Raw genomic sequence first — 14,608 nt, 5'->3', positions numbered from 1 at the left:
AATGCTTTTGCAGATGGGATAAAGGGGATTGTAGTTTCCCCAGTCAAGGTAACACTTTCAAAGTAAAAGATATTTGTCTATATTTTTTACAACTATAACCCCAATGTTAATTAAACCTCAAATTCAAACTCCAGAAAAATTACTGTTTTTAGAAAAATTATGTTGGCAAAGAGAAGATATAGAAAATCTTACTCCTTTAGAAATGCTGAGAATATATGAACGAGGGTGGCATTACCGGGGAGTTTTAGGCGACTTGAGCCAAATAGAATCCTTATTTGTGCAACAATTAGCTCAATATTATCATTCATGGTTAGGAGCAAAAATGTTTGAAAGGGAATTTAATCAAAAAATTTTAATTGTTCTTAATCAATTAAATGCTAATTTTTTATTAGAGTGTGGCGCGTATTTTGGCGGTGGGACTCTGGTTAGTTTAAATCATGGGGAATATAGATTAAGCAAGGATATAGATTTTCTCTGTTCCACTGGTACTGGCTACCGATTACTACGCCAAAAAATAGCTGAAAATCAATATAATGCCCTTTTTAATACTCAAAATAATCTCAACCTACCCGGAGAAATTAAAGCTGACCAGTACGGAATAAGATTTGCCATTATTGTTGATGAAACTCTGATTAAATTTGAGATAATTATGGAAGGACGGATTGAATTGGGAGAAGCAGATTATCCCAGTTGGTCGCCTGTCCCATGCTTAAATCAAATTGACAGTTTTGCGGAAAAACTTTTAGCTAATTCTGACAGATGGAATGATTCCTCGGTAGAGTCGAGAGATTTAATTGATTTGGCTATGCAAAGGCTCAATTCTCCCATTCCTCAAGCAGCTATTGAGAAGGCAGAATCAGCTTATCCTGTAATTGAACCTTTAAAAAAAGCGATCGCCTTTTTCCAAAATCACCCCAATTATCGAGACAAATGTTTTGCGGCTTTGGGAATTGCCGAACCCAGTAAAATTATTGATGGTATTGATTTAATTGCGGCTGATTTTAATTTAAACAAGACACCTAGAACATTTAGCGAATCTAGACAAGACTGGGAATGACAATTAATCGCTTTTCTTCGCGGCAAACACAAACAAATCTACTCTTTTCTAAGAAAAGTGTGTGACATAGGTGCTACAGTCATAATTCATTGAGGATTTTCCCACAAAGTTGAAGCCACAGAGATATCATATCTTTGTCCTGTTTCTGTAATTTGAAAGTCCAGAATAAAATATTTATTATCAGAAAAATGCTGATGTTTTCTAGCAATTAGTTCAGCAATCATTTGTGTAACCCCCTGTTGAGTTTCTGCATCCTGATTTGATAACTGTTGTTCCAAGAAAGTATCAAGTGTTGTTTTTTGTTGAGATTCAGGCATCACCGCCGCATTCGGTGGCTATCACAGCCAAACTAAATAATGATTTACGTCGTTTTGATGTGTGTACATTATCTAAGTACGGAGCAACGAACTGTTGGAGAATTTCTGACATTTTTGGAGCGCCCTTGGGTTCTATCGGTATATTTGCAGCCAATTCCCCAAATCCCCCCTCTACCATCTTCTTTCTAAGTGCTTCCAGGTTTTTCTGCTTATCTTGGGAACTCTGTTTTTGTTTCATCAAATCTTTAAAATCCTTGGACTTTCTCGCCATAGTGCCTCTCCTGTTTTGATTATTTCTGGGGTTCTATTCTAACAATTGTTCTAAATCCCCCAACAATTTCTCTAGCTTCTTGGTTTTCTTTGCATCTTCCCACACCTGGGCATTCTTCAATCTTTTCCCAATCTCGGAATATTTAGCATTCAATGTTTCTTTGACTGTGGTTTTCCCTGGGGTTAATTCCTTTACTAACTGCTTAATCTCACTTAAAGATAGATTTTCATTGATAACTTTATCCAGTAGTTCCCTACGTTCACCCTCATCTTTAACTTTAGCGATCGCTCTGGCTTTGGTGTATTCTATTTTCCCCTGCCGCAATATTTCCAATACATCATCGGGTAAATTCAATAATGGTAAACGACTGGTCCGAAAACTTTCAGCAGTGAATCTCCCCACACCCTGTAACACCAATCCCACAATTTCCAGTTGACGGGAAACGTTTTCCGTCAGTTCTAAGTTACGTTTTTTAGCGTTGGCTGCTTGATTGAGAATTGATATAACCTCACTAGAATTTACATCAAGTTCAATACAGAGTAATTCTAGAATCCCCTCAGTTTCTTCAACTGGGTTTAAATCTTCCCGTTGCAGGTTTTCCAATAAAGCAATTTGCAGGGTTTGAATATCAGATAATTCCTTGGTGATAATCGGCACTTCCGTTAACCCCGCTTCTTTGGCCGCCCGGAGTCGGCGTTCACCAGCGACTAACTCAAATTCACCATTAACAGCACGCACCAACAAAGGTTGTAAAATCCCGTGTTCTTTAACTGACTGCACCAGTTGACTGAGTTTCTCAGGGTCAAAATACCGTCGGGGTTGTTGAGCAGGTAAACGAATTTTATCAATATTAACGGTGGCAGTTGGTGATTCTGATTCCACATCCATACTCAACAAATCTTCCACACCACGCATTTTTGGGAGTTCTAAAGGTTTCTTGACCATTACAGTTTCTCCATCCCCAATGCTATTTTTTTCAGAACTGCGATCGCTGGATGTTTGGGGTCATACACAGCCAAGGGTTGACTATTCATCACCGCATCGGCAAAGGCCGTGGCACGGGGTATTTTCGGATAAACTTTGGCTAGTGGTGATAACTGCTGTTCCAAAGCCTCCAAAATTACTTTGTCTTGGTTGGCGTTTACGTACAAGGTTGGCACAAATCCGGCGATCGCTAATTTCGGATTGATATGTTTCTTCACCTGTTTGATGCTATCCAATAATAACTCCGTTCCCTTGAATGCTTTGTAATGAGTCTGAACTGGCACTAAAACATGAGTAGCAGCACAGAGTCCGAGAATACTGAGGATACCTAAAGAGGGAGGACAATCAATCAAAATGAAATCGTAGTTATTTAAAATGGGTTCTAAAGCTTGTTTGAGTCGTAGTTCCCTGGCCATAACCGCAGAGAGTTGTAATTCTACCGCACTGAGGGTAATATTAGCCGGGGCTAAATCCATACCGTGTAAATTGTGGTGAATTGGTAATTTAGTCTCTGGTGTGAGTAGTGAGTCAGCAACGATTTCTTCAAGTTCATGGGGTTCAAGTCCCATAAAAGTTGTCAGGGATGCCTGGGGGTCAGTATCTACCAGTAAAACTTTATGCTTTTGTGCCAGATGGTATCCCAGGTTCATCGTCAGACTGGTTTTCATCACTCCACCAGCTTGATTGAAAATAGCAATAATTTTAGTCACAATTTTCTTTAAATTCTTGGTTCTACAGTTTATGGTAATACTTGAGAGTAGCCCTTTCAAGGTGGTGAAATTTTGAACGAAGATTGGTTGTTTCAACCTTCAAAAAACCCAAAATATGAGCGGAAGATTCAAGATGATAGTAATGAAATGACGTATTTCCGTTAGTCACCTTGAAAGGACTATATTTGAGAGTCAGGGAAAATCAGGGGTAATTTATTAACAAAATCCTGACTTTATTATTGCATTTTTTTGTCATAAAAACTCTACCTTTAGTTATTGTTTAAGGATAAAATTATGAATAACTTAACACTCTCTGGCAACATTGTTGATGTTCTCCACCGCACCATTTTTCCCGGTACTATTCACATCACAGATGGACGGATTCAAACCATAGTTCGGGACCAGGGGCAATACTCACAGTACATTCTTCCTGGTTTTATTGATGCTCATGTTCATATCGAAAGCTCGATGCTTGTACCCACTGAATTTGCTAGATTAGCAACGGTGCATGGTACAGTGGCAACTGTCTCTGACCCTCACGAAATCGCCAATGTATTGGGTTTGGCAGGTGTGGAATTTATGGTAGACAATGCCGCCCAGACTCCCTTGAAAATAGCCTTTGGTTTTCCTGCTTGTGTCCCCGCCACCGAGTTGGAAACCGCCGGGGCAAAACTGACGGTAAACGATTTCCGTCAACTGTTTAAACATGGTATTTCCTATCTGAGTGAGGTGATGAATGTACCGGGGGTTTTGGCAGATAGTCCAGAAATGATGGACAAAATTCACCTAGCGCAAGGTTTGGGACTACCCATTGATGGTCACGCACCGGGGTTATCTGGGACAGGATTACGTAAATACATGGATGCTAAAATCACTACAGACCATGAATGTTCCACACTGAACGAAGCTGTAGAGAAATTAACATTGGGAATGAAGATACAGATTAGGGAGGGTTCAGCAGCTAAAAACTTTGATGCCCTACACAGTTTGATTGATTCTTACCCTGAACAATGTATGTTTTGTAGTGATGATAAACACCCTGATGATTTAGTTAATGGTCATATAAATCTACTGGTAAAACGGGCTGTGGCATTAGGTCACGATGTGATGAATGTCCTGCAAATTGCCTGTGTGAACCCTGTCAAACATTACAATTTGGATGTGGGATTACTACAAGTTGGGGACAGTGCAGATTTGATTGTTGTTGATAATTTACAAGATTTCACGGTGTTGGCTACTTATTGTCAAGGTGTTTTAACAGCAAAAACCGGGTCAACTTTATTACCATCAGTTCCTGTCAAACCTATCAATAAATTTATCACTACTCCAAAAACACCGGGGGACTTTGCAATTCCCGCTAGGGGTTCAACAGTCAGAGTGATCACCGTTACCGATGGACAATTAATTACAGGGGAAAAGTGTGTACCAGCACATATTAAAAACGGTGAGGTTATAGCTGACTTAAACGCAGATATCCTAAAAATTACGGTTGTTAATCGGTATCAAGACACACAGCCGACGGTGGCATTAGTGCAGAATTTTGGATTGAAACGGGGGGCGATAGCATCGAGTGTGGCGCATGATTCCCATAACATTGTGGCAGTGGGGACAAGCGATGCGGAAATCTGTGCAGCGGTAAATGCCCTGATTCAGTGTCACGGGGGTATTGCAGTAGCAGAAAACAATGTAGTTCATGTATTACCTTTAGCTGTGGCTGGGTTGATGAGTGATGCTGATGGTTATGAGGTAGCAAAACAGTATGCAGAACTTGATGCAGGGGCAAAACGATTAGGGTCAAAACTGACTGCACCATTCATGACACTTTCATTTATGGCATTGTTGGTGATCCCAGACTTAAAACTCAGTGACCGGGGGTTATTTAGTGGTCAAGATTTCCGGTTTGTGTCGTTGTGGATTGATTAGATTTTAACTTGCAAAAATCAATATTTTCATAGGGTATAATCGCTGGTTTTGATCATATATTCAAAATCAAATTTATACCCAAATTTATGCCAATTTAAAATATTAGGAATAAAATAGAAATTAAGTTTTTAAATTAAAATTATGAATCCAGACAAAGAGGCATATCAAATTGAATTTATAGAAGCCATGCCGGGGTTTATTTCAATTGTTGACTTAAATCTGACGTATCTTACGGTTAATAACAAACTATCTGCTTTGTTTAACTTAGAGAAAGAGAATATTAAGGGAATGCTGGCTGGTGGAAGTTGCAAAAAGCAAAGTGTGCAAATGCAGCAATTACTTGACTCCCCAGTGGGAACTGAAATAACTTGGGAGTATTATTTTGAAGGTACTTGTTTAGCTGTTTCCTCCAAACGACACGAGTTTTTTATTGTCAATCAAGCTATTGATATTACTGAAAGAAAACAGCTAGAGGAAAAACTTAAAGCATCTAATGAGAGAAATGGAATATTATTAAGGGCTATTCCTGAAGCTATTAAGTCAGGAGCGGGAAGACAGTCTACTGATGAGTTAGAGTTTCTGGTGAAATCTTTAACTGAAAATCCCATTGTTGACCGACAATCAATTGAAACATTAATTAGATTAGAAGTTCAAGTTAGGGAAAACTCCGCTAAAATGCAACAAGTTGAAAAAATGCTTTTATGGGAAGATTCTTCATTGATGAGCAGAGTCAAAGCATTAGAGGTTTATCAACAAAACGATGATGAAAACTGGGAACAACTTGCAGAAAGCAGAAATAAAATCAATGATTTATCTAAAATTGTGGGGATTATTACTAGCATCCCTGGTGGGTTAAAATCTTGGCTAATAGTGTTTATTATCCTCCAAATGACAGGAATCTTTGTTATAGATTTGGGTGTGAGATTATTGAACTTAGAACACTTCATACCCATTGAAAGAAAACAGTAATTATAGTTTTAAGCTTTTGATTATTACGCATTAACTAAAACAGGTTCAATCCAAATCCGTTTTGATTGTTTCCATTTATTATCACTAGATGGTTCAAGAACCCGCCAATGTCCCCGTCGCCAGTGAGTATGGGGTGATGAATGAGTACCACCGCTACCCTCAGATTTACTTTGATAACCCTTACCTAACCATCTAGCCCGACGAATATTGGGGTTCTTAATCACACCGAAACCCTGGGATTTGGCAATAATTTCACCATCGGAAACTTCGGTATTTAGACTTGGGGAATACTCCAAAGACAACAGAATATTAAGCACAAGATTTCTTACCCTGTCTAAAAATTCCCTGTCAGCTTCGTCAATAGTATTCCTACCAAGATTATTGTCATCGTTGTAACTCAAATCACCGTTATCTGTAACCTGACAACTAGACATCCACACAGTTTCTTTGCTGCTGGTTGTGGACCAATCAAAGTGCAAGTTTCCAGTCTGAATATCTGGGATTTGAATATCTCTCCACTTCCCTGTTCCCCATTCTGGATGTTGGTTATTTGTACAGTGAACCACCAAATAATCTATATCCCCACTGGGTGATTGTAATACTTTGGGCAACGCTATCAAAAATGTCGGTAATGATGGTTGCCAACCTGTTAATACCCCTTGTTTATTTAGTACATCAGTATTGTCAAAAGCATGAAATAACTCTGGGGTAATGCAATAAAGGGGGGCATCTTGAACAAACCATAATGACATTCGATGACTATGAATAAACGCCGAAAAGTCAGCATTAGCAAATTCGACATCGCAGGTTGATAATCCCACCCCGACAATACCACTTAATTCATCCCAGGAAATATAACCTTTGGGGGTTTGATAATTCTTTTCAGCACGGATTTGTTTAAGCAGTTTTTTATTGATTTTCTCGAATATTTTAAGACTGTGATTTCTGTTCATTTTGTTGGGGTCTAAAACAATGGTTTTCATGATTAAATATTTCAATTGATAATTCACCGCTACCAGTCAGCGATAGCATTAGAAAAAGACCCAGGAATAACCCTGAGTCTATGATGTTAAGGAAATTGACGTAACTGTAAATCTGCTGGGAACTCCGTTAAAATCCCACCCTTTTTATCACTGATTTTGTAGGGTGCATTATTTAACATGGGTTTTGCTCCGAGTTGTTTGACGAATACTGGGATATCGGCTTCTTTGCATTGGCGAACAAGCGATCGCATAAATTCAATATGAGTTTGTCTAGCATTGTGTCCAGACTCCCCACCAATAATTACCCAACTTAATTGGGGTTTACACTGAGTACAAATTGCTAATCCAGCTACGGGTGCAGCGTCAACAGCATAGAGAATATCCCGTTGTTCACCGCAGCCATCACAGATACCCGCACCAATAAACTCACTTAAATACTCTGATAAATCAATGTCTTCCAGTAAGGGTTCACAACTGAGAAACCGAATCTTGGCAGGTGTTTTTAGCAGATAATAAACATCTTCAGCGTCTTTCTGTGTGCATACTGAATAACCCAGCCACAGATGATCCAATGGTAACTTGAGTTCCGTTTCCTCTAAGAATCTGCAACTTTCCTTTACTAATTTGCGTACCCGTTTTGTTAGCTTGGTTTCTAGTATTTCGGATTTAGCTTTCACCAATGCAGATTGAATCTTTTGAAGACGGTCAGGACTGGTGAAATACTGGTGCATAATTTCCGGGCGTTTGGTGAGAATTTGGTAAATGTTCCACCGGGCGATGATCATGTGTGCCACAGCTTCATCTATGAAATCGAAGGGAACTTTTTCATGAAATAAATCCCCCAAATTAGCAACAAATACGAGTTCGGGGTTTTCCCAGTTTCCCCATTCCAAAATCCATTTTAAGCGTTGGGGTTGTAGGTTAATTTGTCCTGTCCATTGGAGTTTACCATTGGTTGATTTTCTGACTGTTCCTGCAAAAACATCAGAGATTTTGGGGTTCGGATGATGTGAATGAATCCAACTTTCCAACACTGCATAGCAATTCGCGCAGCCATCCGAATCAGGGTCACAGCCCGTTACTATTGGCCATGTATTCCCAGTCCATTCAATATTAGAATCTTTGCTCATTTTTAACCTTCCAACTTGGGATTTTTAGCTTGTTCAAGTAACTCCAACATTTTCCTCAATGTTTGTTCACTCAGGTAAAGGTAACGCTCACTATAGGTATCCGGGGCAGCATAGAAAAATCCAATTGTAATTTCGCATTTCTCACCAGTAATGTAATCAACATTTTCTTCATCATCACTGGATGTCTTGATATCAAAATCATCTATTTGCATACTTACTCCAAACTATTCAAAAGTAACCAAAATCATTAAGTGACAACATTAAAAATAAGCCGGGATAAACCCAGCTTATTTGTTATTTACTTGCCATAGATATCACCTTCTGGTATATATTCATCGGCAACAGGGGAATTACCATTAACAGTGAAAGTCTCTACTGGTTCAGCTTTATTAATCAGTTTTCTGTATTCTTCCCTGACAGCTTCCCGACATTTATCTTGGAGAAGTTGAGTACACATATCCTCGTTTTCTCCTTCTGATATTGAAGCCCAAATTGAACAACCTAATGTGGCACTATTAAAGTCACCCAAATTAAACTTTCTTTCGTAGCTGACTGCGATAGTTTTGACAAACATTTTAACCCCTATTTTTTATTCAAAAGTAACCAAATTCATTAAGCGATAGCATTAAAAAAGTCAGCAATACCCTTATGTATTGCCAACTACTTGTTAGAAATTGTCTGGATCATTCCAACCAGGAGGATTCAATACCAAAGTTGGTTCAAACATATTATTTTCCCCATAATCTCTAACAAGGTCATCACAGTTTCTGAGAGATTTAATCAAACAACTAGCAAAATCTGGAGTACAAGCGTTACCATCAAATATATAGAAATCAGGATGCGAGGAAAGACTAACTTCGGAAGCATATCGTTGGTCAATCCATGTAGGATGATTTTCATAAATTTCGATTTGGAATCCTTGATAATGAACTATCATGTTATTCATGGGTGTCTTCGCAATTAATAAAAAACCACCACCTCTGCGCGATAGCGTCCTCACAGATAACCTTCCGGTAACGTCATCTTTGTTGATTTGGTGTACAGGGTATTTAAAAAATCAGCGATCGCCTCAAAAAGAAGCGCTCGCAGTAGGCATCGCTAAACTTAAAACCCCGACATTACTGTTTATTAACTAATTGTTGAAGCAAAGATTTCATTTCTTCCATAGATTTCTCTAACTTATCTATGCGTTGATCAACAAAGTATTCTTCCTTATTCAAGGATTCCACATCATCCCATTCAATGTATGCCCTGCCACCCATAGCTTCTATAATTTCGAGAATCGTAGATAATTTACTTTTCATGGGTTCATCAATTGCTTTACCTGTGGAAGTATGATAAGTTGCGGGTTTTCCAGAACCTTTAATTTCGGCAATTCTTTTGGAGATTTGATATAAGGTTGTACCAATATCCTGCAATCTTTTAGATAATGCTTCCGTGTTTAATTCAACTTGATATGTCATGGTGTCCTCCGGTTCATAAAAAAAGCCGAGTCGGGAAATCCCAGACTCAGCATTGTTGTTTAATTGCAATAGGAATTATTTGGATATGATTAAATGCCCAAACTTGACTTTGTACTGTTCATAAGCCCAAGCAATAACATTAGCCTTATCAAGTTTTGCAAATTCTTCCTTGGTATATTTGACAAGATTATGAATTGTTTCTTCCTCCCAACCAAACTCATCTTTGGGATTTTCCGAACAATAATCAACCTCGATAATGCTAATATTGACAGTCTTAATCCAGTAAGTAATTTGAAGTTTAAAACACCCAGATTTCTTATTTCCTAAGTGTTCAGCAACCTCAGCATTGTAAGGAACTTCCTTGTTGTCTGGGGTTTTCCATTTACCTTGTTTAAGAGTAAAACAAAGTTCTTGTCCATCCGCAGCAGTCCACCAATATCTATTGCCTTCTTTAGCCAATGTTATCATTGTTAATTACTCCAATTAATTACAAAAACAATAAATAACCCAGGGTTTCCCCTGAGTTATTGTGTTTAAACCTCCCCAATCATCCAAGCCTGAAAAGCAACACTAGACCAATCGGGTCTTAACTTTTCAAAGAGTTCATTAGCTTTAGTTGCCAACTCATTTTGTTGATGAATGATATTAATTAACTGAGAACACACGGAGTCTAATTCATCAAAAGTACCAATACCATCATTGATTTTGGTTTCCAATTCGTTCAGGATATTTGGGTTCATAATCATTACAAAAAACACCAAAATCCTGAAGCGATAGCGCCCAAAGCAAAGAATACTCTGGGCATTTCTATTTAGATAATCTCAACTCCAAATGCCAGGGTTTTCACAAACTCATTAAACCGACATTCCCGGATTTTCTTAGTCCATAGTTTCCTGTCGCCATCCCAATGAAACCTAGCATTACTAGCCAAACTACGAGTTTCATATTCAACCAATGCCTTCAACTCAATCATCGGTGAATTGGAGACAAATATCGCTTGTTCAACTATTTCTGGTAATTGTTGTTTACGCCGATTAAAGCATTCCACCAATAACCGGACATCATCACCTGCCCTGTGAACAGTGCTGATACCAATACCCATGAATAAAGCTAAATCAGTAAGTTTGTAGCTGTCATTTTTAGCAGGATAACCCCAATCAAAATCCTTCATGGCACATAACCAATCAGGAGTAAAATTAGTCCATGAAAAATCATCATCAATCAATAGTTTATCTACTAATGGTGCATCAAATTCAGCATTAAAAGCAACTGTATAATCAGTACAAGCAGCCATTCTTTTTAATAAGCTCATAGACTCGTCAACAAATGGATTTTTAGTTGTCAACTCCCAAGCAATGCCATTAACGAACTCTGCGGGGTTTTCTGTCACTGGTAATAATGCTGAAACACTACAAATCGCACCGGTTTCTCGGACATTATCACTAACTTGATACAAAGTTGCTGCAATTTCACAAACCTGTGGTTCAATAATGTTGGTGGTTTCGGTGTCAATAATTAATAGTTTCATTTGGTTCTCTATTTAATTTAATACCAACGCATTTAAACGATAGTAATAAAAAAAAGACCCAAGGTTTCCCCTGAGTCCTTACTTGTCCGTGAATCCTTAATGACTACTGTTGACTTTCTGGTAATGCCAACTTAGTAGGTGCTGGTAACAAAGCCTTGACGGTTTCATCAAAGCCTAAGCTAGTATCATACTTTTCCAACACCGCAGACATTTTAGTTCTTGTTCCCATAAACAAAGCTGGGAAGTTTTCTTCATCGGGGTGAATGTAAGTCCCTACTTTGCAGCAGAATGACCGATTTTTACCTTCACCTTCCTTAACACCTTTGAACTCCACATCAACAACACACAATGACCGCCATCTATCATCTTTACCACTGGGTTTCTTGTTGAGCATTCTGGCAAATGTCAATTCAGCTTGAGAGTAATACTGTTCCAAAGCTTCTCGTAAACTCCACAGCGATACATTCTTGAATCTGATTCTAATTGGGGTTTCATGGAGAAAATTGTTGGCATTATCTAGAAACATTATTAAATGCTCTGAAACTGCACTCATCATTTTCTTGTCAATTTCTTCAGAATATTCGTCGTACCAACCAATCATTATTCCTTCTAATTCTCGGTTATCTTTCAAATCAGTTTTATATCTCAAATAGGGACGCACATTACCCAAGATTATCATTCTAGCATTGGTAATAAATAATCCTTTCTCAACACCACCTGATAAATCCTTTTCAACTATTTCGGGAGTTCCAAACCATCCAGCTTTTGCTAAACTCTTTTCAGGAATGAATAACCCGGCTGTTTCCTCATTGATGACAATTCCATAAGGAAATCGCTTGGGTCTTACATAATTAAACTCTTCTCCCATTACCGCAGGGTCAATCTCAAATTCTGCACTAACATCTACTTCTTGATTATCAAGATTCTCAGTAACTTCATCAACTGTGTTTTCAACATTATCAGTCATTTCATTAACTCCATTTTGAACATTATCAACAGTCATTTCATTAACTCCATTTTCAACATTGTTAGCGGTTCTTTTTCTAGTCATAATCAAAATTGAAAGACATTAACATCATTTAGTTTCATAGAAACCAACATCAAAAAGCGATAGCATTAGAGACAAGGTTTCCCCTATCTCCCAACTATTACGTCAATAAATTTACCGATGTATCCACCAAAGCATGACCACTATTATCAATCAGTGTTTTCATCCGTTCTTCGAGTCCTGGTTTTCCCCGAACTCCCGAAAATGAATAATCAAAGAATTCACTTTGCTCCTCAAATTTCACTAAACTAATGGTGGTGATTACTCCGCATAATTCCAGTTCTGATTCAACTTGTTTTCTGTATTGTAACCAAGGATTCAAAGCATCAGTAATCCCATTATTCAGCAGTGCATAACACCAATTTCCTTGCATATCAAGAAACGTTATTTGCACCCAATTCTGTGCAGATAAATGGGCAAATGGTTTACCAAATACTGGTGCAGATGCCCATAATATAATCATCTTCAAAGTTGCACCAATTTCACTCAGTTGATTACCAACTTCTAAGTAAACTTTACCTACTTTGCGATTAAACCGATATCGTCTTAATTCCATTATGTTGCCTTGAAATTATCAACACTAGAAAGCGATAGCATTAATTGAGAAACACTGATAAATTAGGGTCTAAAGACAATGTTGATTCCCGGTGTTCATGGTACTGTTTCTTGAGTGTGCTAATGCGGCGATCGCTCAATAATTTATCCCGTTGTTTCTCCAGGTTTTCAATTTGTTCACGAAGTTCCACAATTTGAGATTCCAGTTCTGCAATTTGTTCAGAATGTTTATTAGCCAATTCCCCAGTAATGCGTTGAATATCCTCGTCTAATCTGGCAAGTGTGGTATCCTCTTTATTAGTAGAAAACCGCTTCTTGAGGACTAAAACAATTCTGCCATCCTTATTATGATAGACAACCTTATTTTTGGAAGTTTCCGCAAGTTTCAAGGCTTCAGCAATAGCATCGGGCATAATAACCTCAATTTCACGCTGAACTTCAATGGCAGTATTTCGTAGACTTAATAACAGGTCAAGTGATTTATGTTGAGTCATGATAAAATAGTTGCAAATACTAGCTGAGACTGGTGCTATCATCCACACCAGTCCCTTCATTTACTATTTAGTTACAGTTTCCTGTGCTAAAATTGATGCTAAGGTGTCGGGGTCAAAATCTAACAAACCCTTGGCACTTTGTTGAAACAGTTTAAACTTTTGCAGGGCATAATCTGATTCAACAAATCCAGTTCTTTGCAGAAACTGTGAATAGTCCATTTTCCAGTAAGCACGGGATAAACTTTCTAGAAATTCATTCATTTCCTGAATACCAAAAACAACAACATCAAAAAGCGATAGCATTAGGTCATTTGATTTTCACTGGTACACCCCGACATAGTTTGTTATAGACAATCACCGCAGCGCGTTCTTTGACAAACTTCTGTTCCCCAAATAAATGCCAACCCCCATCCGTTGATTCTTGTTTGGGAATATTCGCTAAAGTTCCTGTAGAGTAAATACCATCATTATTCCGTAACATTACAAAATGGACATTTTCCCTAATTTGTTGATAACGTAATATCAGAAAGTTTACATTAGTAGGTAATTTTGACATTTATTCCCCCGTTATATTGCATTGAATGTTGTTGAGATAATTCATTAAAAATCCGGCGAATATCTGTGATTCTCAGACTTTGATAGTTAGTAGCCCCAATTGCGTATTTTCTCCACACACCAATTTGCTGGAAATAAACGCAGAGATAATATCCATATTCAGGTAATATCAACACCGGACATTTAAGACCTGTATAATATGGTTGGAATTGTTTGACGGGGTTTCCTAAATCTTTTAAACTACCCTTATTAACCAGCCAAAAATCGGCATCATCAAAGTTGTTTTTGACAATCCAATAAAAACAAGACTTATTTTCCAAAATGCTTCCCAAAACACAACGGAATCGGGAAGCGATAGCATCAAAATAAACTTAGTTGTTTGGGTTCAATTACTGCGATTTCCAAAGTTTTAGGATGAAATTGAATGATTGGGAGATTGTGAGCGATCGCTAAATTCACAGTCAGCGCAGCACCCCCAGTCAACCGACCATCATAAACAGGGGAAACGCATCTAATTTTTTTTGACAAAATGTAACTTCTATGAATAGATAAAAAGGGCAGTATTACCATGTTAATATCAAGCCAATAAATGAGTATGAAGAAAATTTGATGGTAAATTCG

At 38.0% G+C, this 14,608-nt stretch carries 23 protein-coding genes; 3 read left to right on the top strand and 20 right to left on the bottom strand.

Annotated features, from left to right (window positions below):
* Nucleotides 1-103 precede the first annotated feature (103 nt).
* Nucleotides 104-1,057, top strand: a complete 954-nt coding sequence (locus FJR09_RS22710) for a nucleotidyl transferase AbiEii/AbiGii toxin family protein (RefSeq protein WP_168654193.1) — start codon at nucleotides 104-106, stop codon at nucleotides 1,055-1,057.
* Nucleotides 1,058-1,143: 86 nt separating this feature from the next.
* Here FJR09_RS22710 and FJR09_RS22705 read toward each other — a convergent pair whose 3' ends face one another.
* From FJR09_RS22705 to FJR09_RS22690, 4 genes are read right to left on the bottom strand one after another with little or no spacing between them, the layout of a single operon-like run.
* Nucleotides 1,144-1,374: a hypothetical protein gene (locus FJR09_RS22705; RefSeq protein WP_168653706.1), complete on the bottom strand. Its 231-nt coding sequence runs from the start codon at nucleotides 1,372-1,374 to the stop codon at nucleotides 1,144-1,146.
* Nucleotides 1,367-1,645 (bottom strand): hypothetical protein, encoded by a 279-nt coding sequence (locus FJR09_RS22700; protein WP_168653707.1) that lies wholly within the window; start codon nucleotides 1,643-1,645, stop codon nucleotides 1,367-1,369. The genes FJR09_RS22705 and FJR09_RS22700 overlap by 8 nt, the downstream gene beginning before the upstream one ends.
* A 33-nt stretch (nucleotides 1,646-1,678) precedes the next feature.
* On the bottom strand, nucleotides 1,679-2,590 hold the full coding sequence (locus FJR09_RS22695) for a ParB/RepB/Spo0J family partition protein (protein WP_168653708.1): 912 nt from the start codon (nucleotides 2,588-2,590) through the stop codon (nucleotides 1,679-1,681).
* On the bottom strand, nucleotides 2,590-3,339 hold the full coding sequence (locus FJR09_RS22690; RefSeq protein WP_081424406.1) for a ParA family protein: 750 nt from the start codon (nucleotides 3,337-3,339) through the stop codon (nucleotides 2,590-2,592). Before FJR09_RS22690 ends, FJR09_RS22695 begins: the two co-directional genes overlap by 1 nt.
* Nucleotides 3,340-3,633: 294 nt before the next feature.
* Between FJR09_RS22690 and ade the strand changes: the two genes are divergently transcribed.
* A complete protein-coding gene (gene ade, locus FJR09_RS22685) occupies nucleotides 3,634-5,262 on the top strand; it encodes an adenine deaminase (RefSeq protein ID WP_168653709.1) in 1,629 nt (542 codons plus the stop codon).
* Between the two features lie 141 nt (nucleotides 5,263-5,403).
* Complete coding sequence (locus tag FJR09_RS22680) at nucleotides 5,404-6,231, top strand: hypothetical protein (protein WP_168653710.1); 828 nt, start codon at nucleotides 5,404-5,406, stop codon at nucleotides 6,229-6,231.
* Between the two features lie 23 nt (nucleotides 6,232-6,254).
* Here FJR09_RS22680 and FJR09_RS22675 read toward each other — a convergent pair whose 3' ends face one another.
* The 16 genes from FJR09_RS22675 to FJR09_RS22600 form a co-directional block, all read right to left on the bottom strand.
* Nucleotides 6,255-7,214: a hypothetical protein gene (locus FJR09_RS22675; protein WP_168653711.1), complete on the bottom strand. Its 960-nt coding sequence runs from the start codon at nucleotides 7,212-7,214 to the stop codon at nucleotides 6,255-6,257.
* Between the two features lie 86 nt (nucleotides 7,215-7,300).
* On the bottom strand, nucleotides 7,301-8,344 hold the full coding sequence (locus tag FJR09_RS22670) for a DUF5131 family protein (RefSeq protein ID WP_168653712.1): 1,044 nt from the start codon (nucleotides 8,342-8,344) through the stop codon (nucleotides 7,301-7,303).
* A 2-nt stretch (nucleotides 8,345-8,346) separates the two neighbouring features.
* A complete protein-coding gene (locus FJR09_RS22665; protein WP_168634996.1) occupies nucleotides 8,347-8,556 on the bottom strand; it encodes a hypothetical protein in 210 nt (69 codons plus the stop codon).
* An 86-nt stretch (nucleotides 8,557-8,642) separates the two neighbouring features.
* Nucleotides 8,643-8,918, bottom strand: coding sequence for a hypothetical protein (locus FJR09_RS22660; protein ID WP_168653713.1), 276 nt, complete (start codon nucleotides 8,916-8,918; stop codon nucleotides 8,643-8,645).
* A gap of 93 nt (nucleotides 8,919-9,011) precedes the next feature.
* Nucleotides 9,012-9,344: a hypothetical protein gene (locus FJR09_RS22655; RefSeq protein WP_148279161.1), complete on the bottom strand. Its 333-nt coding sequence runs from the start codon at nucleotides 9,342-9,344 to the stop codon at nucleotides 9,012-9,014.
* Between the two features lie 118 nt (nucleotides 9,345-9,462).
* A complete protein-coding gene (locus FJR09_RS22650) occupies nucleotides 9,463-9,807 on the bottom strand; it encodes a hypothetical protein (protein WP_015081622.1) in 345 nt (114 codons plus the stop codon).
* Nucleotides 9,808-9,882: 75 nt separating this feature from the next.
* The gene (locus FJR09_RS22645) at nucleotides 9,883-10,275 is read right to left on the bottom strand and encodes a hypothetical protein (RefSeq protein WP_015081623.1); all 393 of its coding nucleotides are present in this window, start codon (nucleotides 10,273-10,275) and stop codon (nucleotides 9,883-9,885) included.
* A gap of 65 nt (nucleotides 10,276-10,340) precedes the next feature.
* Nucleotides 10,341-10,547 (bottom strand): hypothetical protein, encoded by a 207-nt coding sequence (locus FJR09_RS22640; protein WP_041458690.1) that lies wholly within the window; start codon nucleotides 10,545-10,547, stop codon nucleotides 10,341-10,343.
* 71 nt (nucleotides 10,548-10,618) lie between these two features.
* Nucleotides 10,619-11,335 (bottom strand): 3'-5' exonuclease, encoded by a 717-nt coding sequence (locus FJR09_RS22635; protein WP_015081625.1) that lies wholly within the window; start codon nucleotides 11,333-11,335, stop codon nucleotides 10,619-10,621.
* 103 nt (nucleotides 11,336-11,438) lie between these two features.
* Complete coding sequence (locus FJR09_RS22630; protein ID WP_254433196.1) at nucleotides 11,439-12,386, bottom strand: DUF5895 domain-containing protein; 948 nt, start codon at nucleotides 12,384-12,386, stop codon at nucleotides 11,439-11,441.
* Nucleotides 12,387-12,483: 97 nt separating this feature from the next.
* Entirely contained in the window at nucleotides 12,484-12,939 is a 456-nt protein-coding gene (locus FJR09_RS22625; protein WP_015081628.1) for a hypothetical protein, read from the bottom strand.
* Between the two features lie 40 nt (nucleotides 12,940-12,979).
* The gene (locus FJR09_RS22620; RefSeq protein WP_254433195.1) at nucleotides 12,980-13,432 is read right to left on the bottom strand and encodes a hypothetical protein; all 453 of its coding nucleotides are present in this window, start codon (nucleotides 13,430-13,432) and stop codon (nucleotides 12,980-12,982) included.
* Nucleotides 13,433-13,495: 63 nt separating this feature from the next.
* Nucleotides 13,496-13,735, bottom strand: a complete 240-nt coding sequence (locus tag FJR09_RS22615; RefSeq protein ID WP_015081630.1) for a hypothetical protein — start codon at nucleotides 13,733-13,735, stop codon at nucleotides 13,496-13,498.
* A gap of 4 nt (nucleotides 13,736-13,739) precedes the next feature.
* Nucleotides 13,740-13,988 carry a hypothetical protein gene (locus FJR09_RS22610; RefSeq protein WP_168653715.1) on the bottom strand — a complete coding sequence of 83 codons (249 nt, stop codon included), beginning with the start codon at nucleotides 13,986-13,988 and terminating at the stop codon, nucleotides 13,740-13,742.
* Nucleotides 13,969-14,307 carry a hypothetical protein gene (locus tag FJR09_RS22605; RefSeq protein WP_168653716.1) on the bottom strand — a complete coding sequence of 113 codons (339 nt, stop codon included), beginning with the start codon at nucleotides 14,305-14,307 and terminating at the stop codon, nucleotides 13,969-13,971. Before FJR09_RS22605 ends, FJR09_RS22610 begins: the two co-directional genes overlap by 20 nt.
* A gap of 40 nt (nucleotides 14,308-14,347) precedes the next feature.
* Nucleotides 14,348-14,515, bottom strand: coding sequence for a hypothetical protein (locus tag FJR09_RS22600; RefSeq protein WP_174783378.1), 168 nt, complete (start codon nucleotides 14,513-14,515; stop codon nucleotides 14,348-14,350).
* Nucleotides 14,516-14,608: the final 93 nt, after the last annotated feature.

The organism is Dolichospermum sp. UHCC 0406, assembly GCF_009712025.1.
Lineage (GTDB): Bacteria > Cyanobacteriota > Cyanobacteriia > Cyanobacteriales > Nostocaceae > Dolichospermum > Dolichospermum lemmermannii.
Note: the sequence above shows the minus strand (reverse complement) of the source record. Positions and strands in the feature narration are given on the sequence as shown.